Raw genomic sequence first — 23,172 nt, forward strand, 5'->3', positions numbered from 1 at the left:
AAAATCGAAATGACGAAGTTCCGTGAGCTATGCGGGACGCTGGCCTTGCTCGCGCTGCTGTCCGCGCCGTGGCAGGCGCCGGCGGCAGAGGCCACCGCCGAACTGCGCAACGCCATCGCCGCCCAGCGCGCGCTGCCGCGCGCACCGCGACTGCCGCGCACCGCCTTCCTCGAAAGCCGCAGCCTCGCCTCGGTGCGGCTATCGCCGGGCGGCGACTACGTGGCTTACCTGCGCGAGCAGGGCGAGTCGCGCAGCCTGTTCCTGCTGCCCACCGCCGGCGGCAAGCCAAGGGTGCTGGTCGCGCGCAGCCAAGCCGAACAACTTCTATGGTCGCGCGACGGACGCTGGCTGTTCCTGCGCGCGCCGCGTTCGCTGGACATCGTCGGCGCCGATGGCCGCGGTGGCATGCGCGTGCCATTGGGCGGGAGCGAGCGGCGTCGGGTGATGAAGCTCGATCCCTCGCAGCCAGCCGCGGTGCTGTTGCGCGAACGCGTGTCCACCGGCAACGGCGAGCGGGGGCGGATCGTGCGCATGGATGCGCACGGCCAGCGCACCCTGCTGCGCGAGGACGCGCGCTGGATCCACGACGTCGCGCTCGATGCGCGTGGTCGCGTCGTCGCACTGGCGCGCTTCGAGGGCGACCACGATGCACTGCATCGCGTGCTTCCGGACGGTTCGCTGCGCGAAGTGCTGCACCTCGAGCCGACGGAAAAGCTGGACCTGCTCGCCGCAATGCCCGACGGCAGCCTGTTGATGGAAGGCAATCCCGGCAGCGATGCGCCTGGCGGAAATTTCCGGCGCGTGCTGCGCCTGGCGCCGGACGACACGCTGCAGACGATCCACGAAGACCCGCGCCACGAGGCCGACCTCGACGAAATCGAACTGGACCCGCGCACGCAGCAACCGCTGGTCGCCAGCCATCGCAGCACCGTCGCCGCGACCTATGGCATCGGTGCGGCGCAGGCCACGGTGTCCGCCATCGCGAGGAAGTTCCCGGGCCGCGACATCGACGTGCAGGTCGGCGACGGCCCGTCCGCGCGCTGGCTGGTGGCGGAGCGCGCCTCGACCCTGCGCGATCCGCGCTGGTGGCTGTACGACCCGCGCAATGGCGACCTGCGCCGCGTCCTCGACGACCCCGGGATTGCCGCAGGCATGCCGAAGGAAGCCGCGCTGGCGCGCAAGGTCGCCATCGACTACCTCGCCTCCGATGGCATGCGCGTTCGCGGTTTCCTGCTGCTGCCGCCGGGCGTGGACGCCGCGCGCGCGCCGCTGGTCGCGCACGTGCATGGAGGCCCGATCAACCACTTCCGCGCGGGCTACGACGGCGTCGCCCAGTTCCTCGCCAATCGCGGCTACGTGGTGTTCCAGTCGAATTTCCGCGGCTCCAACGGCCACGGACGCGACTACACGTTCGCCGCGCATGGAGACTACGGCAACGGCCGCGTGCAACAGGACATCGTCGAAGGCGTGCGCTGGCTGTTGGCGCAGGGCATCGGCGACGCGGCGCGCGTCGGCATCGTGGGGCATTCCTTCGGCGGGTATTCGACCTTGCTGGGCCTGACCTTCCAGCCCGGACTGTTCAAGGTCGGCGTGGCCGGCTCGCCGCCGGCGGACCTGGGTCATGCGATGCGCTGGCTGGTCGATGCCGGCGATCAGGGCGATCTGCCGGATCGCTCGCTCAAACACATGCTGGCGACGTTGTCGCTGGACGCCACCGATCCTGCGACCTATGCGCGCCTGCATGCGCAGTCGCCGCTGGCGAACGCGGCGCTGATGCACCGGCCGCTGCTGGTCATGGCCGGCGGCGCGGACCGCACGGTGGCGATCCGCGAGGTCACCCACTACGTGGCCACGCTCAAGGCGGCCGGACGCCCCGTCACGTTCCTGGTGGAGCCCGGCGGCGGGCATTCGCCGGTAGCGCCAGTCCCGCGCGAGGCCTACCTGTTCGCGATGGAAACGATGCTGCAGCGCCACCTCGGCGGACCGGCGCCGGAGCCGCCGGGGCCGCGGTTGCGCGCCTACCTGCGCCAGAACCTGCGGCTGGCGGGGCCGGAGTTCGCGGCTTGGGCCAGGAAGCCCGCCCCGGAGGAGTGAGCCGGATCGCGGGCGTTCTGCGCGCGCGGCCCGGCGGCGGTGCAATCCATGCGCGCCGTGCCGGCGCTGGCGGACGCATCTGCGGGAAAACCAACGGCTCGGAAGGTTCGCCGGCAGCGCCCGGCCGCCGGTCGGACGGTCCTGCATGCCGCGCAGCCCCGACGCTTGCGCCGGGCAACGGCCGGCGCGCCGGCGGCCCGTGTGCCGGTGTTGCCGGATCAGGCCACGAACGGCCGGAACGCGATGCCCAGGCCGGCCATGCCTTCGGTCTCGCCGACCAGGTCGGCGCGCAGCAGCGGGCGGGCGTCGATGAAGGCCTTGTCCAGCACCAGCGACAGGGTGTTGCCGTCCACGCTCAGTTCCAGCGTCGGAATCGGGTCGTCCTCGTGCGAGCGGTGCAGCAGCACCGCCAGCCGCAGCAGCGCGGCGGTGCGCCGGGCCGGCAGCAGCAGGCGGTCGGGCAGGGCGTCGAAGGCGGCCTTGGGCACGCCGCGGCGGTGGGTACGGATCAGCGCCGCCAGCATCTGCTGCTCTTGGCGCGAAAAGCCAGCGATGTCCGAGTGCTCGATCACGTAGCTGCCATGGGTGTGGTAGCCGCTGTGGGCGATCATCAGCCCCAGTTCGTGCAGGCGCGCGGCCCAGCCCAGCATGCGGGCGTCGTCCGAATCCAGTTTCCAGCTCTCGGCGACCTGCTCGAACAGGCGATGGGCGGTGGCTTCCACGCGCAGGGCCTGGGCGGCGTCGATGTCATAGCGCCGGGTCAGCGCCGCCACCGATTCGTCGCGCGGGTCGTTGTCGCTGGCCCGGCCCATGATGTCGTAGAGGATGCCTTCGCGCATCGCGGCTTTGCTCACCAGCAGCTTCTGCAGGCCCAGCGACTGGAAGGCGGCCTCGAGCACCAGCACGCCGCCGGCGATGATCGGCCGGCGCTCGCTGGACAGGGTGGGCAGGTTGATGTCGTCGATGTGCCGGGCGCGCAGCAGTTCCTCGCGCAGCTGCGGCAGCGCCTGCGCGGTGATCGCGCCCTTGCTCAGCTTCATCGCCGCGCAGATCTCGCTGATCGCCTTGTGCGTGCCGGACGAACCCAGCGCCTCGTCCCAGCCCAGCGCCCGGTACTTGGCCGCGAACGGCTGGAACTCGGCGCCGATCTCGGTCAGCGCGTCCTTCCAGCGCTTCTTGCTCAGCTTGCCGCCCGGGAAAAAACGGCGCGTGCTGGCGATGCAGCCGGCCTGCAGGCTCTCGCGCTCCAGCGGCTGCATGCCGCTGCCGATGATGAACTCGGTGGAACCGCCGCCGATGTCGATCACCAGCCGGCGCTGGCCCGGCTTGGGCGGCTGCGCATGGGCCACGCCCAGGTAGATCAGGCGCGCTTCCTCGCGGCCGTTGACCACTTCGATGGCGTGGCCCAGCGCGGTCTCGGCCGGCATCAGGAACGACAGCGGCGAGCGCAGCTGGCGCACGGTGTTGGTGGCCAGCGCGCGCACCCGGTACGGCGGGATGTTGCGGATGCGCTGGCCGAAGCGGGCCAGGCATTCGAGCGCGCGCTGCCGCGCCTCGGCCGACAGCCCGCCCTTGCCGTCGAGCCCGTCGGCCATGCGCACCGTCTCGCGCAGGCGGTCGACCACCCGCAGCTGGCCGAGCAGGTAGCGGGCGATGACCATGTGGAAGCTGTTGGAGCCCAGGTCGATGGCGGCCAGCAGGTCGCCGTCCTGCAGGGGGGGGAAGGTCGGGGAGGACTGGGGCATGGCGGAATGGTAGTGGATGGCCGGGGGGGCATGTCACCCCGGACGCGATACGGACAGCGCCTTCCGTAGGAGCGGCTTCAGCCGCGAACGGGGCTTGCCCGGCCAACCGGCCCGATGACGGGGATAGTGCGGGGAAGCCCGGTTCGCGGCTGAAGCCGCTCCTACGGGCGCTGGTAGATGTCCTACAGCGCTTCGAGCAGCGCCTGCTGCGCCGAGTGCGGCGGGTGCCCGGGCTGCGGCGTGCACTTGCGGTAGCGGCCGTCGGCCTGCAGCTCCCAGGCGTTGAGGTTGTCGTCCAGGTAGTTCTGCAGCACCTCGCGGTAGATGCGCCGGGCCAGGTCGCTGTCCAGGATCGGGAAGCAGGTCTCCACGCGCCGCAGCAGGTTGCGTTCCAGCCAGTCGGCGCTGGCGCAGAACAGCTCGGGCGCGCCGTTGTTGCCGAACCAGTAGACGCGGCTGTGCTCCAGGAAGCGGCCGACGATCGAACGCACGCGGATGTTGTCCGACACCCCTTCCACGCCCGGACGCAGGGTGCAGGCGCCGCGCACGATCAGGTCGATCTGCACGCCGGCCTGCGAGGCGGCGTACAGGGCGCGGATCACCTGCGGCTCGTTGAGCGCGTTCATCTTGGCGATGATGCGTCCCGGCTTGCCGTCCAGCGCCAGCTGGGTCTCGCGCTCGATCCGCTGCAGCAGGCCGGCATGCAGGGTGAAGGGCGACTGCAGCAGGCATTCCAGCTTCATCTTCGAGGCCAGCCCGGACAGCTGCTGGAACAGCTGGTGCACGTCGTTGCCGATGTCCGGATCGGCGGTGATCAGGCTCAGGTCGGTGTAGGCGCGCGCGGTGCCGCTGTGGTAATTGCCGGTGCCCAGGTGCACGTAGCGGCGCAGCTTGCGGCCCTCGCGGCGCACGATCAGCAGCATCTTGGCGTGGGTCTTGTAGCCGACCACGCCGTAGACCACCTGCACGCCGGCGTCCTGCAGGCGGTCGGCCAGGCCGAGGTTGGCTTCCTCGTCGAAGCGCGCGCGCAGTTCCACCACCACGGTCACGTCCTTGCCGTTGCGCGCGGCCTGGATCAGTGCCTCGACGATGCCCGAGTCCTTGCCGGTGCGGTACAGCGTCTGCTTGATCGCCAGCACGTTCGGGTCCACCGCCGCCTCGCGGATCAGCTCCAGCACGGTGCTGAACGAATCGAACGGGTGGTGCAGCAGCACGTCCTCGCGCGCGACGATCTCGAAGATGCCCTCGGGGGTTTTGAGCACGCGCGGCGTCATCGGCGGGTACTTCAGGTCCGGCCGCTGCACCAGGTCGTAGACCTGGATGACGCGGTTGAGGTTGACCGAGCCGTCGATGCGGTAGGCCGCGTTCTCGGACAGGCCGAAGTTCTGCAGCAGGGTCTGCACGATCGGGCGCGGGCAGTCGTGGGCGATCTCCAGGCGCACCGCCGGGCGGTAGCCGCGGTCCACCAGCTCGTCGCGCAGCGCCAGCGCCAGGTTCTCCACTTCCTCCTCGTCCACCACCAGCTCGGAGTTGCGGGTCACGCGGAACTGGTAGGCGCCGCGCACGTCCATGCCCGGGAACAGTTCGTTGACGAAGGTGGACAGCACCGCCGAGAGCAGCACGAAGTCCTGCGTGCCGCCCAGCGATTTCGGCAACTGGATGATGCGCGGCAGCGAGCGCGGCGCGCGCACCAGCGCCAGGTGCCCGGCGCGGCCGAAGGCGTCGGTGCCCTTGAGCACGACGACGATGTTCAGCGATTTGTTGAGGATCTTCGGGAACGGGTGCGACGGGTCCAGCCCCAGCGGCGAGAGCACCGGCATGATCTCGTTGCGGAAGTAGGCGCGCAGCCAGCGGCGCTGGCGCGCGGTCCAGGTGGAGGGCGAGAGGATGCCGATGCCCGCTTCCTGCAGGGCCGGGCGCAGCACGTCGTTCCAGCAGCGGTACTGCTGCTCCACCAGTTCGGCGGCGCGGTCGTGGATGGCGGCCAGGATTTCCTGCGGGCTCAGCCCGTCCGGCGCCGGCGGCAGGCCGAACTCCTGCGCGTGGCGCACCGCGGCGGCGCGGATCTCGAAGAATTCGTCCAGGTTGGTGCAGGAAATGCACAGGAAACGCAGCCGTTCCAGCAGCGGCACCTGCTCGTCCATCGCCTGCGCCAGCACGCGGAAGTTGAAGTCCAGCTGCGACAGCTCGCGGTTGATGTACAGCGCCGGCTCGCGCAGCGGATCGTTGCCGGAGGCCGCGGGTGCGGGAGGCGGGGCGGGAGCGTTCATGCCGGGAAATCTTCCGTGGACGGGGACGGGGGGAGGGCGCTGCGCGGGCGCACGTGTTCGGCGTCGAAATGGCAGGCGAAGGTGCTGCCCTGGCCGACTTCGCTGCGGATGTCCAGCCGCGCCTGGTGCAGGCCGAGGATGTGCTTGACGATGGACAGGCCCAGGCCGGTGCCGCCGCTCTCGCGCGAGCGGCTGCTGGACACGCGGTAGAAGCGTTCGGTCAGCCGCGGCAGGTGGCTGGCGGGAATGCCGTAGCCGGTGTCGGTCACCGCCAGCACCGCGCCCTGGCCTTCGCGGGCGAAGGTCAGGGTGATGCGGCCGCCGGCCGGGGTGTAGCGCACCGCGTTGGTGACCAGGTTGGAGAACGCGCTGTGCAGCTCCTTGTTGGAGCCGGCCAGGTCGATGCCCGCGCTGTCCTCGATGATGATCGTGTGGCGGCCCTGGCTGTGCGCCTCGGCCTCGCGCCGCAGCGAGGCGAGCATCGAGGTCATCGCCACGGTTTCCAGCTCGGTGTGCTGCTGCGATTCCAGCCGCGACAGGGTGAGCAGGTCTTCCACCAGCTGCGCCATGCGCTGGGACTGCTTGCGCATTTCCGCCAGCATCGGCCCGGTATCGGGGAAGTCCTCCGGGTCCATCATGTCCAGGTAGCCGTGCACCACGGTCAGCGGCGTGCGCAGCTCGTGCGAGACGTTGGCGACGAAATCGCGGCGTACCTGTTCCAGGTGCAGCAGCTTGGTGACGTCGCGCGCCACCAGCAGCCAGTGGTGGTCCGAATACGGGATCAGGCGCAGGTGCAGGCGGATGCCCGGATCGACCGGCGAGTTGGCGTCCAGGATCGGCTCGGCGTTGCGGCCGCCGGCCAGCCAGTGCGCCAGCGGCAGCGGCTGCAGGCGCTCGACCAGCGGCGCGTCCATGTCGGCCGGGTGCTGCAGGCCGAGCAGCGCGGTGGCCGCCTCGTTGAACCACTGCACGCGCTGGGTGTTGCGGTCCACCACCACCACCGCGTCGGGCAGCGCCGCGGCGGCGGCGCGGTAGCTGCGCAGCATCTCGATCAGGCGCCGCTTGCGCGCGCGCATTTCCTGCTGGTTGCGGTGGAGCAGGCGATCCAGTTCATTCCACACGCCGGTGCCGCTGGCCGTTTCCCAGCGCTGGCGCGCGGTCAGGCGCAGCAGCACCTGGCGCAGCCGCCAGTAGTGCCAGGCGAGGACGCCCAGCGCTGCCAGCGCCACCACCAGCGCCGGATGGCCGAGCAGCGCGCCGATCAGCAGGGCCGACAACAGCAGCGCGGCCACGGTGGCCAGCGTCTTCAACCAGGCGGATCGGAATTGGCGGGGCATTGCGCTCTAGGTGATGCGGGTGGAGCCGTACTGCGATCGGTTATAGCAGGAAGCACCGGGGCCGGTTGCCGGCCCGATGCTCAGATGGAGGCCGAGAAGCGGTAGCCGGCGCCGCGCACGGTCTGCACCATGTTTTCCGCGCCGAACGGCTCCAGCGTCTTGCGCAGGCGGCGGATGTGCACGTCGATGGTGCGCTCCTCCACGTATACGCTGCCGCCCCACACGTGGTCCAGCAGTTGCGAGCGGGTGTAAACGCGCTCGGGGTGGGTCATGAAGAAGTGCAGCAGGCGGTACTCGGTCGGGCCGATCGAGACCGGCGCGTCGCCGGCGAAAACGCGGTGGGCGGCGCCGTCGATGCGGATCGGGCCGATCGCCACGCTGCCGTCCTCGTCGTCGTCGCGGGTGCGGCGCATCACCGCGCGGATGCGCGCCAGCAGTTCGCGCGCCGAGAACGGCTTGACCACGTAGTCGTCCACGCCGGCCTCGAGCCCGCCGACGCGGTCGTTCTCCTCGCCGCGCGCGGTGAGCATGATGATCGGCACGTCGCGGGTCAGCGTTTCCTTGCGCCAGCGGCGGGCCAGTTCCAGCCCGCTGGTGCCGGGCAGCATCCAGTCCAGCAGGATCATGTCCGGCACGCGGTCGGCGATGGCCGTCTGCGCCTCCAGCGCGTCGCCGGCATGCACCGGCTCGTATTCGCCCTTGCGCAGGGCGAAGGCGACCATGTCGCGGATCGCCGGTTCGTCGTCGACGATGAGGATGCGTTTCTGCACGTCTTGTCTACCAGGAAGCCCATCGGACCGGGGATGTGCCCAGTAGACTACGGTTTGATGACGGGTTTGTGACAGCGCACGGGGTGTCTGCCGCCCGCCCGGCTGCCGGCGCTACCGGCGTTCCATGTCCGGGTCGCGCACGCCCAGCCGGCGCATTTCCAGCACCGTGGGCATGATCGCTTCGATGCGCGCATCGACCCGGGCGCGGCTCACGTAGTCCAGCTCCGGTTGCTTGAGCAGGGCCTGGAACTGCAGCAGGGCCTGCTCGGGGCGGCCGTTCAGGTAGGCGGCCTCCGCATAGGCCTCGCTGGCACGGGGCGTGTCGCCGGCCAGTTCGCAGGCGCGGGCGAAGGTGCGCTGGAACACCGGGTCGTCGCCGGCCCGCGCCAGCAGCGGGCGCAGCATGGCCTGGGCGCGCCTGCCGGCTTCCACGCCGCCCTGTTCGTTGAGTATCTGCGCGTAGGTCAACGCCACCGGCCGGCTCTGCGGCAGCCTGCGCAGCAGGGCGTCGAAGCGGCGGTTGGCCTCGGCGTGGCGGCCGTTGCGCGACTCGGCCTCGCCCAGCGCCAGGTTCACCCACAGGTTGTCGGGATGTTCGGACTGCAGCTGCTGCAGGTCCTGCAGGGCCTGCTGGACCGCGCTGCCGCCGTCGCGCAGCTGGGCGATGGCCACGCCATAGCGCTGCGGATCGCTCAGGCCGTTCTTCTGGCTGCGGCGCAGGTCCTGGTATTCGCGCACCAGTTCGGACGGGGTGGGCGCGCTGAGCACGCGCAGGCGCTCACGCGCCCAGTCGAACTGGCCGCTGGGCCCCCGCGGCAGGCCGATCGACGGCAGCGACAGCTGCATCGAGCCCGGCAGCAGCGGGTTGCCGCTGGCCTTGATCGGGTCGGTGCTGGGTTCGGCCGGGTTCACCCGCTCCTGGCGCACGCCGGTGGGCGTGGCCGTGGTCAGCAGCACCGTGTCCTTCTTCATCTGCTCGGCGCGGGACTTGGCTTCGCTGATGCGGGTGACGGTGACCGGGTGGGTGCGCAGGAAATCCGGCGTGGAGTAGCCGCCCTCGTTGCCGCGCATCGCCGCCGACATGCGCTCGAAGAAGCCGGCCATCGCATCGACGTCGTAGCCGCTGCGCGCCAGCGTGCGGATGCCGAGGCGGTCGGCCTCCGATTCGTTGGAACGAGTGAAGTTGATCTGCAGCTGCTGCATCAGGCCCATGCCGGACGTGATCGCGGCCATGGTGGCGTCGCCGGAGGAGTTGCCGCCGGCCTGCTGTGCGGCGACCACGGCCGCCAGCATGCCCAGCAGGATCGGGATCTGGTCGCGCTGGGCCTTCTCGACGCTGCGCAGCACGTGCTGCTGGGTGACGTGCGAGATCTCGTGCGACAGCACCGCCGCGACCTCGTCCTCGCGCTCGGCGGTCAGCACCAGGCCGGCGTTCATGCCGATGTAGCCGCCCAGGGTGGCGAAGGCGTTGATCTGCCGGTCCTTGAGCATGAAGAAGGTGAACTTCTGCTGCGGCTGGGCGCTGTTGGAGCCGAGCCGGGTGCCCATGGACTGCAGCCAGTCGTCGACCAGCGGGTCGTCGAGCAGGTAGCCGTAGTTGCGCAGCTCGCGCAGCATCATGCCGCCGTACTCGGCCTGCCGCGCCGGGGTGAGCAGTTCGCCGGCGGACGAGCCGATGTCCGGCAGCCGGCTTTCCTGCGCGCGGGAAAGGGGCGTGGCCAGGGCCAGGGTGACGGCGGTGGCGAGCAGCAGCGTGCGCAAGCGGGAGGCTCCGGTGGGTTGGGCGGAGAATGACGGGGAAGCGGTGGGCGGGTGTGAAGCGCAGGTTAACCCGCAGTGTTCCAGCGGCGACCAGTGTGATCGGCCCGGTCGCTACCATATAGGGACAACATTCCCCGCGCGGAGGTTCCCGTGAGCAGCCAGACACCCGAGATCACCATCTATTCCACCGCCGTGTGCCCGTACTGCGTGGCCGCCAAGAACTTCCTAAAGAGCAAGGGCCGCACCTGGAACGAGGTGCGCATCGACCTGGACCCGGCCGAGCGCGAGAAGATGATGGCGCTGACCCGCCGCACCAGCGTGCCGCAGATCTTCGTCGGCGACGTCCATGTCGGCGGTTACGACGACATGATGGCGCTGCACCGCGCCGGCAAGCTCGAGCCGCTGCTGGCCGGGGGGGGCGCGTGAGCGCCGGCGACAAGGACCGCCTGGCCGAATTCACCGAATTCCGCCAGCGCATGAACCAGCGCATCCTGGCCGAGCCGAACCAGGTCGTGCGCCGTTTCTTCGCGCTGGATACGCAGACCTACCAGGCCGGCGCGCTGGACGTGAAGACCAAGGAACTGCTGGGCCTGGTGGCCTCGCTGGTGCTGCGCTGCGACGACTGCATCAGCTACCACGTGGCGCAGTGCAAGGACGCCGGAGTCAACCGCGAGGAGTTCTTCGAGACCTTCTCGGTGGGCCTGGTGGTCGGCGGCTCGATCGTGATCCCGCACCTGCGGCGCGCGGTGGATTTCCTCGACCAGCTGGAGTCCGGGGCCGCGCAGGCGCCGGCCGGGCACGACCACGGCTGAACCTGCGACCTTGGTCCAGTTGGGGCGGGGCGGCCGGATCAGGCATAATTGACAGTTGAAACTTTTGGATGCGCCTGATTCCGGGCAGCCGGCCGGCGCGCTCCCCCTCACTGTTCGGAACCCAAATCATGACGCAGACAATCACCGTCATCCGCGGCGATGGCATCGGCCCGGAAATCATGGACGCCACCCTGTTCGTGCTGGACAAGCTCGGTGCCGGGCTGTCCTACGAATTCGCCGACGCCGGCCTGGCCGCGCTGGAAAAGCACGGTGAGCTGATCCCGGCCAGTACGCTGGAATCGATCAAGAAGAACAAGGTCGCGCTGAAGAGCCCGCTGACCACGCCGGTCGGCGGCGGCTTCAGCTCGATCAACGTGGCCCTGCGCCGCCAGTTCGACCTGTACGCCAACGTGCGCCCGGCCATCTCGTTCCCGAACACCAAGTCGCGCTACGAGAACGTCGACCTGATCACCGTGCGCGAGAACACCGAGGGCGCCTACCTGTCCGAAGGCCAGGAAGTCTCGGCCGACGGCGAGACCGCGTTCTCCGGCACCCGCATCACCCGCAAGGGTTCCGAGCGCATCGTGCGCTACGCCTTCGAGCTGGCCCGCAGCACCGGCCGCAAGAAGGTCACCGCCGTGCACAAGGCCAACATCATCAAGTCGACCTCGGGCCTGTTCCTGAACGTCGCCCGCGAAGTGGCCGCGAACTATCCGGAAATCGAGTTCCAGGAAATGATCGTGGACAACGCCTGCATGCAGCTGGTGATGCGTCCGGAGCAGTTCGACGTGATCGTCACCACCAACCTGTTCGGCGACATCATCTCCGACCTGTGCGCCGGCCTGGTCGGCGGCCTGGGCCTGGCCCCGGGCGCCAACATCGGCGAGGGCGCGGCCATTTTCGAAGCCGTGCACGGCACCGCGCCGGACATCGCCGGCAAGGGCATCGCCAACCCGTGCGCGCTGCTGCTGGGCGCCGCGCAGATGCTGGACCATGTCGGCCAGCCGGAAAACGCCGAGCGCCTGCGCAAGGCCATCGTCGCCACCATGGAAGCCAAGGATTCGCTGACCGGCGACCTGGGTGGCACCGGCGGCACCATGGACTTCGCCAGGGCCATCGCCAGCCGCCTGTAAGGCGCGCAGCGGAGGGTGAAAAGAAGGGCGCCGATGGCGCCCTTCTTCGTTCGTACCCGGCTTCGTAGGAGCGACTTCAGTCGCGAGGGGCTTCACCGGTAAAGCCCTTCGCGACTGAAGTCGCTCCTGCAAAAACCGGTGTGCAATCAGTTGCGCGACTGCAGCTTGGACAGCAGGCGCAGGAACTCGATGTACAGCCACACCAGCGTGACCATCAGCCCGAACGCGCCGTACCACTCCATGTACTTCGGCGCGCCGGCGTCCACGCCGCTCTCGATGAAGTCGAAATCCAGCACCAGGTTCAGCGCGGCGATCACCACCACGAACAGGCTGAAGCCGATGCCGATCAGCCCGGACTCGTGGATGAAGGGGATGCTGATGTTGAAAAAGCCCAGCACGATGGTCGCCAGATAGACCAGCGCGATGCCGCCGGTGGCCGCGACCACGCCGAGCTTGAAGTTCTCGGTCGCCCGGATCAGCCCACTGCGGTAGGCGAACAGCAGGGCGAACAGGGTGCCGAAGGTCAGCAGCACCGCCTGGAACACGATGCCCTCGAAACGCGCCTCGTAGATCGCCGAGATCGTGCCCAGGAACAGGCCTTCGGCCAGTGCGTAGAGCGGTGCGCTGACCGGCGCCCAGTTCTTCTTGAAGACCGTGACCATCGCCAGCACGAAGCCGCCGATCAGCCCGCCCCACAGGTACAGGCGCGCGCCGCTGGCGAGTTCGCCGGTGTCGGTCAGCGTGTGGTTCCAGGCGAAGGCGGCGGTCAGTACCGCCAGCAACAGCAGCAGCCCGGTTTTGTTGACGGTGCCGTTGAGGGTCATTGCGTCGCCGCCGCGCGCGACCACCGTGCCGCTGCCGGGATCGAGGAAGGTGGAGTCGGAAAGTGCTGGGTTGCCGCTGCGCATGAGGAGCTCCTGGGAAGTGCGGGGATGCCCGCAGCATAACCAACCCCCGCCGCGATGAAATCTGCCGTTGACAGACTGCCCCGCAGTTCCGACAATAGCCGACCTTTCGGGGGGAACCTCGGGAGATTCACCGCCGGGGTATAGCGCAGTCTGGTAGCGCGCCTGCTTTGGGAGCAGGATGTCGGGGGTTCGAATCCCTCTACCCCGACCATCCGATGCGACCAGCGCGTGTTGGAGTGCGACGATCCGGTCAGAGCGCCCGTAGCTCAACTGGATAGAGCACCGGCCTTCTAAGCCGGCGGTTACAGGTTCGATTCCTGTCGGGCGCGCCAATCGGCGCAAGCGGTGGGTTGTAGGTTTTCAGTGGTGGCTGTAGCTCAGTTGGTTAGAGTACTGGATTGTGATTCCAGTGGTCGGGGGTTCGAATCCCCTCAGCCACCCCACTGAACAAAAGACGCCGGAATGTACATTCCGGGGTTGAAAGAACTGAAGGGTGCGGGTAACATTCGCCCCCTGATTTTCAGGGCCGTTAGCTCAGTTGGTAGAGCAGTTGACTCTTAATCAATTGGTCCAAGGTTCGAATCCTTGACGGCCCACCAATCGAGACAGCCACCTGGTACGCCGGGTGGCTGTTTTCCTCTCCAGGAGAGGATCCTGCGTTTCGAGGCAGGAGCCAGGTGTCGCAGGCGGTAGCGCGCACCGTTGTTTCAAGGGCTGTTAGCTCAGTTGGTAGAGCAGTTGACTCTTAATCAATAGGTCCAAGGTTCGAATCCTTGACAGCCCACCAGACAAGGGCATCCGCTGCGGCGGGTGCCCTTTTCTTTGTCCGCCCGTCGCTGGCGGGTCCCCGCGCGGCGTCGCGTGCGGCCGCTTCGAGGGCGCCGGACGGGCGATCCGGGCGGTTTTTTGCCTGCGCGGCCTGCGATAATGCCGGCCGGACGCGAAAGTGGCGGAATTGGTAGACGCCCTGGATTTAGGTTCCAGTGCCGCAAGGCGTGGGGGTTCGAGTCCCCCCTTTCGCACCATCCGTGGGTCGGCCGGATGGTCTTTCGGGCGCCTGTCCGGCGGCAGGCTGGAAGCGCCCGCCGGAATCGGCGAAACTACAGGGCTGCGGCGGAATCAAGTCTCCGCCGGAAACCGTTCATCTTCCACATCGTGCCGGGGCCTGGGCGCCACCGGTGGCAGGAGTCCACATGCAAGCTTCGATCGAATCCACCGGCAACCTGGAACGCCGCCTGACCTTCTCCCTGCCGGAGGAGCGCCTGCAGAGCCACATCAGTGGCCGGCTTGGCGAGATCGCCCGCACCGTGCGCATCAAGGGCTTCCGTCCGGGCAAGGTGCCGGCCAAGGTGGTCGAGCAGCGTTTCGGCCAGCAGGTGCGCGCCGAGGCGATGGACGGCCTGCTGCGCGAAACCTTCGATGCCGCGCTGCGCCAGCATGAGCTGCGCATCGCCGGCAATCCGCGCATCGACAAGGCCGGCGAAGGCGAGTTCGATTTCGTCGCCACCGTCGAGCTGGTGCCGGACTTCGGCGACGTCGACGTGACCAAGCTGACCGTGGTGCGCCACACCGCCGAGGTCACCGACGCCGACATCGACCAGATGATCGAGAACCTGCGTCAGCAGCGCCGCAGCTGGAAGGCGGTCGCGCGCGGCGCGCAGGAAGGCGACCTGGTCGCGCTGGAAACCTGGTCGCAGGCCGGCGACGAGCGCCTGCCGGCCGAAGGCGCCGAGCAGGGCACGATCATCGTCGGCCAGGGCATGATGTTCGAGCAGATCGAGAAGGGTCTGGTCGGCCTGGCCAAGGGCGAGGAAAAGACGCTGGACGTCGAGTTCCCGGCCGACTGGCGCGTGCCGGCGCTGGCCGGCAGGAACGTCAAGGTCACGGTCAAGGCCACCGAGGTGTCCGAGCCGGTGGTGCCGGACGTCGATGCCGCCTTCATCAAGAGCTTCGGCGTGAAGAACGGCGAGCTGGAGCAGTTCCGCGCCGACATCCGCTCCAACCTGGAGCGCGAGCTCAAGGGCGCGCTGATGAACCGCCTGCGCCGCGAAGTGGGCGAGCAGCTGATCGCCGCCTATGCGTCGGTCGAACTGCCGCCGCGCCTGGTCGAGAACGAAGCGCGCGCCATGCTTGCCCAGCAGGTGGACGCGATCCGCCGCCAGGGCGGCAACCCGGGCCAGGTGCCGGCCGATGCGCACGAAGGGTTCAAGGACGCCGCTTCCAAGCGCGTGCTGGTCGGCCTGCTGGTCGGCGAGGTCGCGCGCCGGAACGACCTGCGCCTGGACCCGAAGCGCCTGAACGAAACCATGCGCCTGATCGCCTCGACCTACGAAGAGCCGGAACAGGTCATTGAGATGTACCGCAACGACCCCCAGCTGATGGGTGGCCTGCAGAACCGCGTGATGGAAGAGCAGGTCATCGACTGGATCGCCGAGCGTGCCCAGCACACCGAGCAGACGCTGTCGTTCCAGGAAGCGATCCGCCCGTAAGGCGGACGCTCCACCCGCCCCGCGCTCCGGCGCGGGGATGTTTTCCGCCAAACACAGGTACCTCACATGGACAACCGAACCACAGCCTTGAACATGGTTCCGATGGTGGTCGAACAGACCAGCCGCGGCGAGCGTGCCTATGACATCTATTCGCGCCTGCTCAAGGAGCGGATCATCTTCCTGGTCGGCCCGATCGACGACCACGTGGCCAATCTGGTGGTCGCGCAGATGCTGTTCCTGGAGGCGGAGAATCCCGAAAAGGACATCCACCTGTACATCAACTCGCCCGGCGGCGTGGTGACGGCGGGCCTGGCGATTTACGACACGATGCAGTTCATCAAGCCCGACGTCAGCACCATGTGCACCGGCCAGGCATGCAGCATGGGCTCGTTCCTGCTGATGGCCGGCGCCAAGGGCAAGCGTTTCGCGCTGCCGAACTCGCGGGTGATGATCCACCAGCCGTCCGGCGGCGCGCAGGGGCAGGCGACCGACATCGAAATCCATGCCAAGGAAATCCTGTACCTGCGCCAGCGCCTGAATGGGCTGTATGCCCAGCACACCGGGCAGCCGCTGGAGCGGATCGAACTGGACATGGAGCGCGACCGGTTCCTCAGCGCGGAAGCGGCGAAGGAATACGGTCTGGTCGACCAGGTCGTGGATCGCCGTTCGGAAGAGTCGATCCAGCCGGCGTGACCGGCGCAAGTAGCCGAAAACACGGCGTTTTCTGCAGGGTCGGAACTGGACTGGCGTCCATCCGGCCCTGTGCTATTCTCGAAATCGAACCCCCTGTTCACGGGGGGAGCAACTGGGTAAGCGAAGCATGAGCGAAGACCGGCAAGGTCGTTCCGGAGACAGCGGCAAGATCCTTTACTGCTCGTTCTGCGGCAAGAGTCAGCATGAAGTACGCAAGCTGATCGCGGGTCCGAGCGTGTTCATCTGCGATGAATGCGTGGAGCTGTGCAACGACATCATCCGCGAGGAACTCGAGGAGAAGGCGCAGTCGGCGCGCAGCTCGCTGCCCAAGCCGCGCGAGATCCTCGAGGTCCTGGATCAGTACGTGATCGGCCAGAACCGCGCCAAGCGCACGCTGGCGGTGGCCGTGTACAACCACTACAAGCGCATCGAGAGCCGTCAGAAGAGCGACGATGTCGAGCTGTCCAAGTCCAACATCCTGCTGGTCGGCCCGACCGGTTCGGGCAAGACGCTGCTGGCCGAAACGCTGGCGCGCCTGCTCAACGTGCCGTTCACCATGGCCGACGCCACCACGCTGACCGAAGCCGGCTACGTGGGCGAGGACGTGGAGAACATCATCCAGAAGCTGCTGCAGAAGTGCGACTACGACGTCGAGAAGGCGCAGCAGGGCATCGTCTACATCGACGAGATCGACAAGATCTCGCGCAAGAGCGAGAACCCGTCGATCACCCGCGACGTGTCCGGCGAAGGCGTGCAGCAGGCCCTGCTGAAGCTGATCGAAGGCACCGTGGCCAGCGTGCCGCCGCAGGGCGGGCGCAAGCACCCGCAGCAGGAATTCCTGCAGGTGGACACCAAGAACATCCTGTTCATCTGCGGCGGCGCGTTCGCCGGGCTGGACAAGGTGATCCAGGCGCGCTCCAGCGACGCCGGCGGCATCGGTTTCGGCGCCAAGGTCAAGAGCAGCGAGCGCAAGCAGGAAGTGGGCAAGGTGCTGGCCGAGGTCGAGCCCGAGGACCTGATCAAGTTCGGTCTGATCCCCGAGTTCGTCGGCCGCCTGCCGGTGGTGGCGACCCTGGAGGAGCTGGACGAGGCGGCGTTGGTCAAGATCCTGACCGAGCCCAAGAACGCCATCACCAAGCAGTTCAAGAAGCTGTTCGAGATGGAGAACGTCGAACTGGAGTTCCGTCCGGACGCGCTGTCGGCCATCGCCAAGAAGGCGCTCAAGCGCAAGACCGGCGCCCGCGGCCTGCGCACCATCGTCGAGTCGGTGCTGCTGGACACCATGTACGACCTGCCGTCGCAGGAGAACGTGAGCAAGGTGGTGGTCGATGAATCCGTCATCGAGCACAAGTCCGAGCCCTACGTGATCTACCAGACGCCGCCGGCCAAGGCCGCTTCAGGCGACTGAACAGGCCGCGCGGAACGGTCCATCCATGGCGGCTGAAGCCGGGTTCAGGACCTTCCCCCGACGCCACTTGCATCACCCTGCCGATGGCCCCATAACGGGGCCATCGGCTTTTTTCATGGCCACCCCCGAATCCAAGTGGAGCCCCCATGGCCCAGACCCAAACCCAAGTCCTCGACCTGCCGGTCCTGCCGCTGCGCGACGTGGTGGTGTTCCCGCACATGGTCATCCCGCTGTTCGTCGGGCGCGACAAGTCCATGCAGGCGCTGGAGCGGGCGATGGAGGCGGACAAGCGCATCCTGCTGGTCGCGCAGAAGTCCGCCGAGACCGACGATCCCGCCGCCGCCGACCTGTACACCGTCGGCACCCTGGCGCAGGTGCTGCAGCTGCTGAAGCTGCCCGACGGCACCATCAAGGTGCTGGTCGAAGGGCTGGCGCGCGTGGCCGTTGACGGCATCCGCGAACACGATGGCGCGCTGCAGGGCGCCGGCACCGAGCTCAAGTCGGACGAGGCGCGCGAGCCGCGTGAGATCGAGGCGATCGCGCGCTCGCTGATGTCGCTGTTCGAGCAGTACGTCAAGACCAACCGCAAGCTGCCGCCGGAACTGCTGCAGACCCTCAATGGCATCGAGGAGCCGTCGCGGCTGGCCGACACCATCGCCGCCCACATCGGCGTGCGCCTGGCCGACAAGCAGAAGCTGCTGGAAACGCTGCAGGTCGGCGACCGGCTGGAGATGCTGGTCGGCCTGGTCGATGGTGAGATCGACGTGCAGCAGCTGGAAAAGCGCATCCGCGGCCGGGTCAAGTCGCAGATGGAGAAGAGCCAGCGCGAGTACTACCTCAACGAGCAGATGAAGGCGATCCAGAAGGAACTGGGCGACCTCGACGACGCGCCGGGCGAACTGGACGAGCTTGCGCGCAAGATCGCCGAGGCCGGCATGCCCAAGGCGGTCGAGGCCAAGGCGAAGAACGAACTCAACAAGCTCAAGCAGATGTCGCCGATGTCGGCCGAGGCCGCGGTCGTGCGCAACTACCTGGAGTGGCTGCTCGGCGTGCCGTGGAAGAAGCGCACCAAGGTGCGCAAGGACCTCAAGGTCGCCCAGGACACGCTCGATGCCGACCATTACGGCCTGGACAAGGTCAAGGACCGCATCCTCGAATACCTCGCCGTGCAGTCGCGGGTGAAGCAGATGAAGGGGCCGATCCTGTGCCTGGTCGGGCCCCCGGGCGTGGGCAAGACCTCGCTGGGCCAGTCCATCGCCAAAGCCACCAACCGCAAGTTCGTGCGCATGAGCCTGGGCGGCGTGCGCGACGAGGCCGAGATCCGCGGCCATCGCCGCACCTACGTCGGCTCGATGCCGGGCCGCATCGTGCAGAACCTCAACAAGGTCGGCAGCAGGAACCCGCTGTTCGTGCTCGACGAGATCGACAAGATGTCGATGGACTTCCGCGGCGATCCGTCCTCGGCGCTGCTGGAAGTGCTCGATCCCGAGCAGAACAACGCCTTCAACGACCACTACCTGGAAGTGGACCTGGACCTGAGCGAAGTGATGTTCGTGGCGACCTCGAACTCGCTCAACATCCCCGGCCCGCTGCTGGACCGCATGGAAGTGATCCGCATCCCCGGCTACACCGAGGACGAGAAGCTCAACATCGCCACGCGCTACCTGCTGCCCAAGCAGCTCAGGGCCAACGGCCTGGCGCCGGCGGAGGTGGCCATCGAGGAAGACGCGATCCGCGACATCGTGCGGTACTACACGCGCGAATCCGGCGTGCGCAACCTCGAGCGCGAGATCGCCAAGATCTGCCGCAAGGTGGTCAAGGAGATCGCGCTCGCCGGCCCGCAGCCGGCGAAGAAGGCCGCCAAGAAGGGCGCCAGGAAGCCCAAGGCGCTGGTGGTGGTCGATGCCGCCAACCTGGACAAGTACCTCGGCGTGCGTCGCTTCGACTTCGGCCGTGCCGAGGAGGAAAACGAGGTCGGCCTGGTCACCGGCCTGGCCTGGACCGAGGTCGGCGGCGACCTGCTGCAGATCGAATCGACGCTGATCCCGGGCAAGGGCGCGGTGACGCTGACCGGCCAGCTCGGCAACGTGATGAAGGAGTCGGCGACGGCGGCGCTGTCGGTGGTGCGCGCCCGCGCGCAGGCGCTGGGCATCGACGTGGACTTCCTGCAGAAGCACGACGTGCACCTGCACGTGCCCGATGGCGCCACGCCGAAGGATGGCCCCAGCGCCGGCATCGCCATGGTCACCTCGCTGGTGTCCACGCTGAGCCGGGTGCCGGTGAAGGCGGACGTGGCGATGACCGGCGAGATCACCCTGCGCGGCCGCGTCACCGCGATCGGCGGGCTGAAGGAGAAGCTGCTCGCCGCGCTGCGCGGCGGCATCCGCACCGTCATCATCCCTGAGGAGAACCGCAAGGACCTGGCCGACATCCCGGCCAACGTCACGCGCGACCTGGACATCATCCCGGTGAAGTGGATCGACGAGGTGCTGGACATCGCGCTGGAGGCGCCGCTGGCGCCGAAGAAGGCACGCAAGAAGGGCCAGCGCGTGGCGGTGCGGGGCCGCACGAAGGCAGTTCCGGCGGCGCGCGTCAAGCATTGATGATGAACGCAAAACCCCTTGAAACCCGCGCCGTTATTGGCTTTTCGGCTTGCGTGGGTAGGGGGGCGCTGGTATAAAAGTGCGACTCACGCGCCCGCTCGACGAGCGGGCGGCGTGTTTGCAGGATCTTACGGTTGCCGCCGCTGCTGTGATGGGCGACGACCAACCCAATCTATTCCGCGGGTTGCCGCATAGGGAGTTTTACATAATGAACAAGACCGAACTGATCGATGGCGTTGCTGCTGCTGCTGACCTCTCCAAGGCCGAAGCCGGCCGTGCGGTCGATGCTGTCGTCGCCGAGATCACCAAGGCGCTGAAGAAGGGCGACGCCGTGACGCTGGTCGGCTTTGGCACCTTCCAGGTCCGCGAGCGTGCCGAGCGCACCGGCCGCAACCCGAAGACCGGCGACACCATCAAGATCGCCGCTTCGAAAAATCCTGCGTTCAAGGCTGGTAAAGCCCTCAAGGACGCTGTAAACTAAGCGGCTCACCGGGGGTGCTTAGCTCAGTGGTAGAGCGTCTCCCTTACAAGGAGAGGGTCGGGGGTTCGAAACCCTCAGCACCCACCACGTAAAAGCACCGTCGAGCAGTATTGAAAGTGGAGCGGTAGTTCAGCTGGTTAGAATGCTGGCCTGTCACGCCGGAGGTCGCGGGTTCGAGTCCCGTCCGCTCCGCCAGTTTCAAGAAGGCCCCTGAGCGATCGGGGGCCTTGCTTTCTCTCCACTCTCCCGAGTGGGACGAAAGCGCACAATCAAGCGCGGAGCGGTAGTTCAGCTGGTTAGAATGCTGGCCTGTCACGCCGGAGGTCGCGGGTTCGAGTCCCGTCCGCTCCGCCAGTTCCACCCGCCACTGCCTGCAGTGGCACCCCGGCCGCGATTGGCGGCCGGCAACAGTTTCAATACGCGGAGCGGTAGTTCAGCTGGTTAGAATGCTGGCCTGTCACGCCGGAGGTCGCGGGTTCGAGTCCCGTCCGCTCCGCCATTGATTCCAAGCCCCGGGCGAAAGCCCGGGGCTTTTTTTATCCACGACGCCGGGGATGGCGCCGGCCCGTGCGGCTCCGCCGTCCCGGGCGCGGGCGGCTCGGTTGGGAGTCGGGCGGGAAGCGGGTTACACTGCCCGGCTCGCCAATCAGGCCTTGATTTTTCCCATGCTGCAGAAACTCCGCGACAAGACCTCGGGCTGGATCGTGACCGTGATCCTGGGGCTGCTGATGATTCCGTTCCTGTTCGTGATCGACAACAGCTATCTCGGCGGTGTCGGCGCGCAGAACGTCGCCAAGGTATCGGCACCGCCGTCATGGTGGCGTTCGGCGCCGTCGTGGTGGCCGATGTCGTTCCTGTGGAACCACCACGAGATCAGCGTCGAGGATTTCCGCACGCGCTTCGAGCAGGTGCGCATGGACGCCCGCGAACAGCAGGGCGACAACTTCGACCCGCGCGAGTTCGAGACCACCGAGAACAAGCTGGCCGTGCTCGACCAGCTGATCGACGAGCAGGTGGTGCGGCTGGCCGCCGAAGACGCGCGCATCGTGATCGGCGACGAAGCCGTGCGCAACTACATCGCCGCGATCCCGGCCTTCCAGCGCGACGGCAAGTTCGATCCGGAGCAGTACCGCTTGGTGCTGGCGCAGAGCCAGCCGCCGCGCACGCCGGCGATGTTCGACCAGGTGGTGCGCACCAGCCTGCAGCAGTCGATCATCCCGACCGCGCTGGCGCAGTCGGGCTTCGCCACCAAGGGCGAGAGCGAGCGCCTGCTGAAGCTGCTGGGCGAGACGCGCGACGTGGAATTCGCGATGCTGCCGGCGCCGGAAGCCGACACCTCGGCCGTGGACGACGCGCAGGTCAAGCAGTGGTACGACGCCCATTCGCGCGATTTCATGCAGCCGGAAAGCGTGTCCATCGAGTACGTCGAGCTGGATGCGGCCCGCATGCCGGCGGCGGCGCCCGCGGACGACGCTGCGCTGCGTCGACGCTACGAAGAGGAGAAGGCCCGTTTCGTCACGCCGGAGCAGCGCCTGGCCTCGCACATCCTGATCAGCGCCGGCAGCGATGCCGCCTCGCAGAAGGCTGCCGAGGCCAAGGCCGCCAAGCTGGCGGCGGACGCCAAACAGCCGGGCGCCGATTTCGCCGCGCTGGCCAAGGCCAACTCCGACGACCCGGGTTCCAAGGTCGAAGGCGGCGACCTGGGCTGGGTCGAGCATGGCGTGATGGTGAAGCCGTTCGAGGATGCGCTGTTCGCCATGCAGCCGGGCGAGATCGCCGGGCCGGTGAAGACCGAGTTCGGTTACCACGTGCTGAAGCTGCGCGAGGTCAAGGGCGGCGAAGGCCGTCCGTTCGAGGAAGTGCGCGACCAGCTCGCGGCCGAACAGCTGCAGGCCGACACCGAGCGCGCCTTCAACGACCTCGGCGGCCGCCTGGTGGACCTGGTCTACAAGAACCCGACCGTGCTGGAATCGGCCGCCAAGGAAGTGGGCCTGCCGGTGCAGACGCTGGGGCCGTTCACCCGCGCCACCGCCAGCGGCATCGCCGCCAATCCGGCCGTGCTGCGTGCGGCGTTCTCCGACGCGTTGAAGGAAGACGGCACCGTCAGCGACCCGATCGAGCTCGGGCCGAACCACAACGTGATGATCCGCGTGACCGCGCATACGCCGGAGCAGGTCATCCCGCTGGCGCAGGCGCGCGAGAAGGTGGTCGCCGCGGTGCAGGCCAACCGCGCCGAGGAAGTGGCGAAGAAGGCCGCCGACGCGCTGCTGGCCAAGCTGCAGGGCGGGCAGACGCTGCAGGCGCTGGCCGAAGGCGAGAAGCTGCAGGTGCTGCCGATGCCGGGCCTGCCGCGTACCGCGCCGATGCCGACGGCGGCCGCCAACCGCGCGGTGTTCAGCGCCACTCCGCCCAGCGATGGCAAGCCGAGCTATGGCAAGGTGAAGCTGGACGACGGCCGCTACGCGGTGTTCGCGGTGACCAAGGTCACCCCGGGAGACCTGAAGGAAGTGCCGGAGCCGCAGCAGGCGATGCTGAAGCAGCAGTTGAGCCAGATCGACGGCGCGGCGGCGGCCAAGGCCTTCGTCGACGGCCTGCGCAAGCGCTTCAAGGTGCAGGTGCAGGAATCCCAGCTCTGAGCGTCGCAGGGATGCCGGGACGTTCCGCCCTG

16 protein-coding genes and 10 tRNA genes are annotated in these 23,172 nt (G+C 68.0%); 20 read left to right on the top strand and 6 right to left on the bottom strand.

Going from position 1 to position 23,172, the window contains the following annotated elements; translation table 11 throughout:
* Nucleotides 1–9: 9 nt before the first annotated feature.
* Nucleotides 10–2,094: a prolyl oligopeptidase family serine peptidase gene (locus ABTV91_RS06960; protein WP_433853842.1), complete on the top strand. Its 2,085-nt coding sequence runs from the start codon at nt 10–12 to the stop codon at nt 2,092–2,094.
* 218 nt (nt 2,095–2,312) lie between these two features.
* Here the strand turns inward: ABTV91_RS06960 and ppx are convergent, their stop codons facing one another.
* The 5 genes from ppx to ABTV91_RS06985 form a co-directional block, all read right to left on the bottom strand.
* Nucleotides 2,313–3,839, bottom strand: coding sequence for an exopolyphosphatase (gene ppx / locus ABTV91_RS06965; protein ID WP_433853843.1), 1,527 nt, complete (start codon nt 3,837–3,839; stop codon nt 2,313–2,315).
* A gap of 182 nt (nt 3,840–4,021) precedes the next feature.
* A complete protein-coding gene (ppk1, locus tag ABTV91_RS06970; RefSeq protein WP_433853844.1) occupies nt 4,022–6,109 on the bottom strand; it encodes a polyphosphate kinase 1 in 2,088 nt (695 codons plus the stop codon).
* Nucleotides 6,106–7,446: a phosphate regulon sensor histidine kinase PhoR gene (gene phoR, locus ABTV91_RS06975; RefSeq protein WP_433853845.1), complete on the bottom strand. Its 1,341-nt coding sequence runs from the start codon at nt 7,444–7,446 to the stop codon at nt 6,106–6,108. Before phoR ends, ppk1 begins: the two co-directional genes overlap by 4 nt.
* An 80-nt stretch (nt 7,447–7,526) precedes the next feature.
* Complete coding sequence (gene phoB / locus ABTV91_RS06980; RefSeq protein WP_433853846.1) at nt 7,527–8,216, bottom strand: phosphate regulon transcriptional regulator PhoB; 690 nt, start codon at nt 8,214–8,216, stop codon at nt 7,527–7,529.
* Between the two features lie 111 nt (nt 8,217–8,327).
* Nucleotides 8,328–10,061: a M48 family metalloprotease gene (locus ABTV91_RS06985; RefSeq protein ID WP_433854140.1), complete on the bottom strand. Its 1,734-nt coding sequence runs from the start codon at nt 10,059–10,061 to the stop codon at nt 8,328–8,330.
* 45 nt (nt 10,062–10,106) lie between these two features.
* Between ABTV91_RS06985 and grxC the strand changes: the two genes are divergently transcribed.
* The 3 genes from grxC to ABTV91_RS07000 all read left to right on the top strand — a co-directional run bounded on the left by grxC (nt 10,107) and on the right by ABTV91_RS07000 (nt 11,922).
* Nucleotides 10,107–10,403 carry a glutaredoxin 3 gene (gene grxC / locus ABTV91_RS06990; RefSeq protein WP_433854141.1) on the top strand — a complete coding sequence of 99 codons (297 nt, stop codon included), beginning with the start codon at nt 10,107–10,109 and terminating at the stop codon, nt 10,401–10,403.
* Nucleotides 10,404–10,453: 50 nt separating this feature from the next.
* Nucleotides 10,454–10,789, top strand: a complete 336-nt coding sequence (locus ABTV91_RS06995; RefSeq protein WP_228114303.1) for a carboxymuconolactone decarboxylase family protein — start codon at nt 10,454–10,456, stop codon at nt 10,787–10,789.
* A 128-nt stretch (nt 10,790–10,917) separates the two neighbouring features.
* Complete coding sequence (locus ABTV91_RS07000) at nt 10,918–11,922, top strand: isocitrate dehydrogenase (RefSeq protein WP_433853847.1); 1,005 nt, start codon at nt 10,918–10,920, stop codon at nt 11,920–11,922.
* Between the two features lie 146 nt (nt 11,923–12,068).
* On the opposite strand, the gene ABTV91_RS07005 is transcribed toward ABTV91_RS07000, so the two are convergent.
* Nucleotides 12,069–12,830 carry a Bax inhibitor-1/YccA family protein gene (locus tag ABTV91_RS07005; protein ID WP_433853848.1) on the bottom strand — a complete coding sequence of 254 codons (762 nt, stop codon included), beginning with the start codon at nt 12,828–12,830 and terminating at the stop codon, nt 12,069–12,071.
* Nucleotides 12,831–12,964: 134 nt separating this feature from the next.
* On the opposite strand from ABTV91_RS07005, the gene ABTV91_RS07010 reads away from it, so the two are divergent.
* The 16 genes from ABTV91_RS07010 (at nt 12,965) to ABTV91_RS07085 (ending at nt 23,140) form a co-directional block, all read left to right on the top strand.
* Nucleotides 12,965–13,041, top strand: a tRNA-Pro gene (locus tag ABTV91_RS07010).
* Between the two features lie 44 nt (nt 13,042–13,085).
* Nucleotides 13,086–13,162, top strand: a tRNA-Arg gene (locus tag ABTV91_RS07015).
* 34 nt (nt 13,163–13,196) lie between these two features.
* Nucleotides 13,197–13,273: transfer RNA gene (locus ABTV91_RS07020), tRNA-His, on the top strand.
* Between the two features lie 80 nt (nt 13,274–13,353).
* Nucleotides 13,354–13,429, top strand: a tRNA-Lys gene (locus ABTV91_RS07025).
* Nucleotides 13,430–13,541: 112 nt separating this feature from the next.
* Nucleotides 13,542–13,617: transfer RNA gene (locus ABTV91_RS07030), tRNA-Lys, on the top strand.
* Nucleotides 13,618–13,770: 153 nt separating this feature from the next.
* A tRNA-Leu gene (locus ABTV91_RS07035) sits at nt 13,771–13,855 on the top strand.
* 168 nt (nt 13,856–14,023) lie between these two features.
* The gene (gene tig, locus ABTV91_RS07040) at nt 14,024–15,319 is read left to right on the top strand and encodes a trigger factor (RefSeq protein ID WP_433853849.1); all 1,296 of its coding nucleotides are present in this window, start codon (nt 14,024–14,026) and stop codon (nt 15,317–15,319) included.
* A 66-nt stretch (nt 15,320–15,385) separates the two neighbouring features.
* Nucleotides 15,386–16,012 carry an ATP-dependent Clp endopeptidase proteolytic subunit ClpP gene (clpP, locus tag ABTV91_RS07045; protein WP_433853850.1) on the top strand — a complete coding sequence of 209 codons (627 nt, stop codon included), beginning with the start codon at nt 15,386–15,388 and terminating at the stop codon, nt 16,010–16,012.
* 127 nt (nt 16,013–16,139) lie between these two features.
* On the top strand, nt 16,140–17,420 hold the full coding sequence (gene clpX, locus ABTV91_RS07050) for an ATP-dependent Clp protease ATP-binding subunit ClpX (RefSeq protein ID WP_433853851.1): 1,281 nt from the start codon (nt 16,140–16,142) through the stop codon (nt 17,418–17,420).
* A 146-nt stretch (nt 17,421–17,566) separates the two neighbouring features.
* Nucleotides 17,567–20,023 carry an endopeptidase La gene (gene lon / locus ABTV91_RS07055; RefSeq protein ID WP_433853852.1) on the top strand — a complete coding sequence of 819 codons (2,457 nt, stop codon included), beginning with the start codon at nt 17,567–17,569 and terminating at the stop codon, nt 20,021–20,023.
* 208 nt (nt 20,024–20,231) lie between these two features.
* On the top strand, nt 20,232–20,504 hold the full coding sequence (locus ABTV91_RS07060) for an HU family DNA-binding protein (RefSeq protein WP_054663508.1): 273 nt from the start codon (nt 20,232–20,234) through the stop codon (nt 20,502–20,504).
* Between the two features lie 12 nt (nt 20,505–20,516).
* Nucleotides 20,517–20,591 (top strand) — tRNA-Val (locus tag ABTV91_RS07065).
* 31 nt (nt 20,592–20,622) lie between these two features.
* Nucleotides 20,623–20,699 (top strand) — tRNA-Asp (locus ABTV91_RS07070).
* 82 nt (nt 20,700–20,781) lie between these two features.
* A tRNA-Asp gene (locus ABTV91_RS07075) sits at nt 20,782–20,858 on the top strand.
* A 68-nt stretch (nt 20,859–20,926) separates the two neighbouring features.
* Nucleotides 20,927–21,003: transfer RNA gene (locus tag ABTV91_RS07080), tRNA-Asp, on the top strand.
* A gap of 166 nt (nt 21,004–21,169) precedes the next feature.
* Complete coding sequence (locus ABTV91_RS07085; RefSeq protein WP_433853853.1) at nt 21,170–23,140, top strand: peptidyl-prolyl cis-trans isomerase; 1,971 nt, start codon at nt 21,170–21,172, stop codon at nt 23,138–23,140.
* The last annotated feature ends 32 nt before the right edge of the window (nt 23,141–23,172 follow it).

The organism is Stenotrophomonas nitritireducens, assembly GCF_050984405.1.
GTDB lineage: Bacteria > Pseudomonadota > Gammaproteobacteria > Xanthomonadales > Xanthomonadaceae > Stenotrophomonas > Stenotrophomonas nitritireducens_B.

What these genes read in the sequence shown, in the direction of transcription:
- clpX (WP_433853851.1), top strand. Translation starts at nt 16,140, where the DNA reads ATGAGCGAAGACCGGCAAGGTCGTTCCGGAGACAGCGGCAAGATCCTT.
- ABTV91_RS06995 (WP_228114303.1), top strand. Translation starts at nt 10,454, where the DNA reads ATGAACCAGCGCATCCTGGCCGAGCCGAACCAGGTCGTGCGCCGTTTC.
- lon (WP_433853852.1), top strand. Translation starts at nt 17,567, where the DNA reads ATGGCCCAGACCCAAACCCAAGTCCTCGACCTGCCGGTCCTGCCGCTG.
- ABTV91_RS07085 (WP_433853853.1), top strand. Translation starts at nt 21,170, where the DNA reads ATGCTGCAGAAACTCCGCGACAAGACCTCGGGCTGGATCGTGACCGTG.
- ABTV91_RS07005 (WP_433853848.1), bottom strand. Translation starts at nt 12,830, where the DNA reads ATGCGCAGCGGCAACCCAGCACTTTCCGACTCCACCTTCCTCGATCCC.
- ABTV91_RS07000 (WP_433853847.1), top strand. Translation starts at nt 10,918, where the DNA reads ATGACGCAGACAATCACCGTCATCCGCGGCGATGGCATCGGCCCGGAA.
- ppk1 (WP_433853844.1), bottom strand. Translation starts at nt 6,109, where the DNA reads ATGAACGCTCCCGCCCCGCCTCCCGCACCCGCGGCCTCCGGCAACGAT.
- clpP (WP_433853850.1), top strand. Translation starts at nt 15,386, where the DNA reads ATGGACAACCGAACCACAGCCTTGAACATGGTTCCGATGGTGGTCGAA.
- tig (WP_433853849.1), top strand. Translation starts at nt 14,024, where the DNA reads ATGCAAGCTTCGATCGAATCCACCGGCAACCTGGAACGCCGCCTGACC.
- ABTV91_RS06960 (WP_433853842.1), top strand. Translation starts at nt 10, where the DNA reads ATGACGAAGTTCCGTGAGCTATGCGGGACGCTGGCCTTGCTCGCGCTG.
- ABTV91_RS07060 (WP_054663508.1), top strand. Translation starts at nt 20,232, where the DNA reads ATGAACAAGACCGAACTGATCGATGGCGTTGCTGCTGCTGCTGACCTC.
- phoR (WP_433853845.1), bottom strand. Translation starts at nt 7,446, where the DNA reads ATGCCCCGCCAATTCCGATCCGCCTGGTTGAAGACGCTGGCCACCGTG.
- ppx (WP_433853843.1), bottom strand. Translation starts at nt 3,839, where the DNA reads ATGCCCCAGTCCTCCCCGACCTTCCCCCCCCTGCAGGACGGCGACCTG.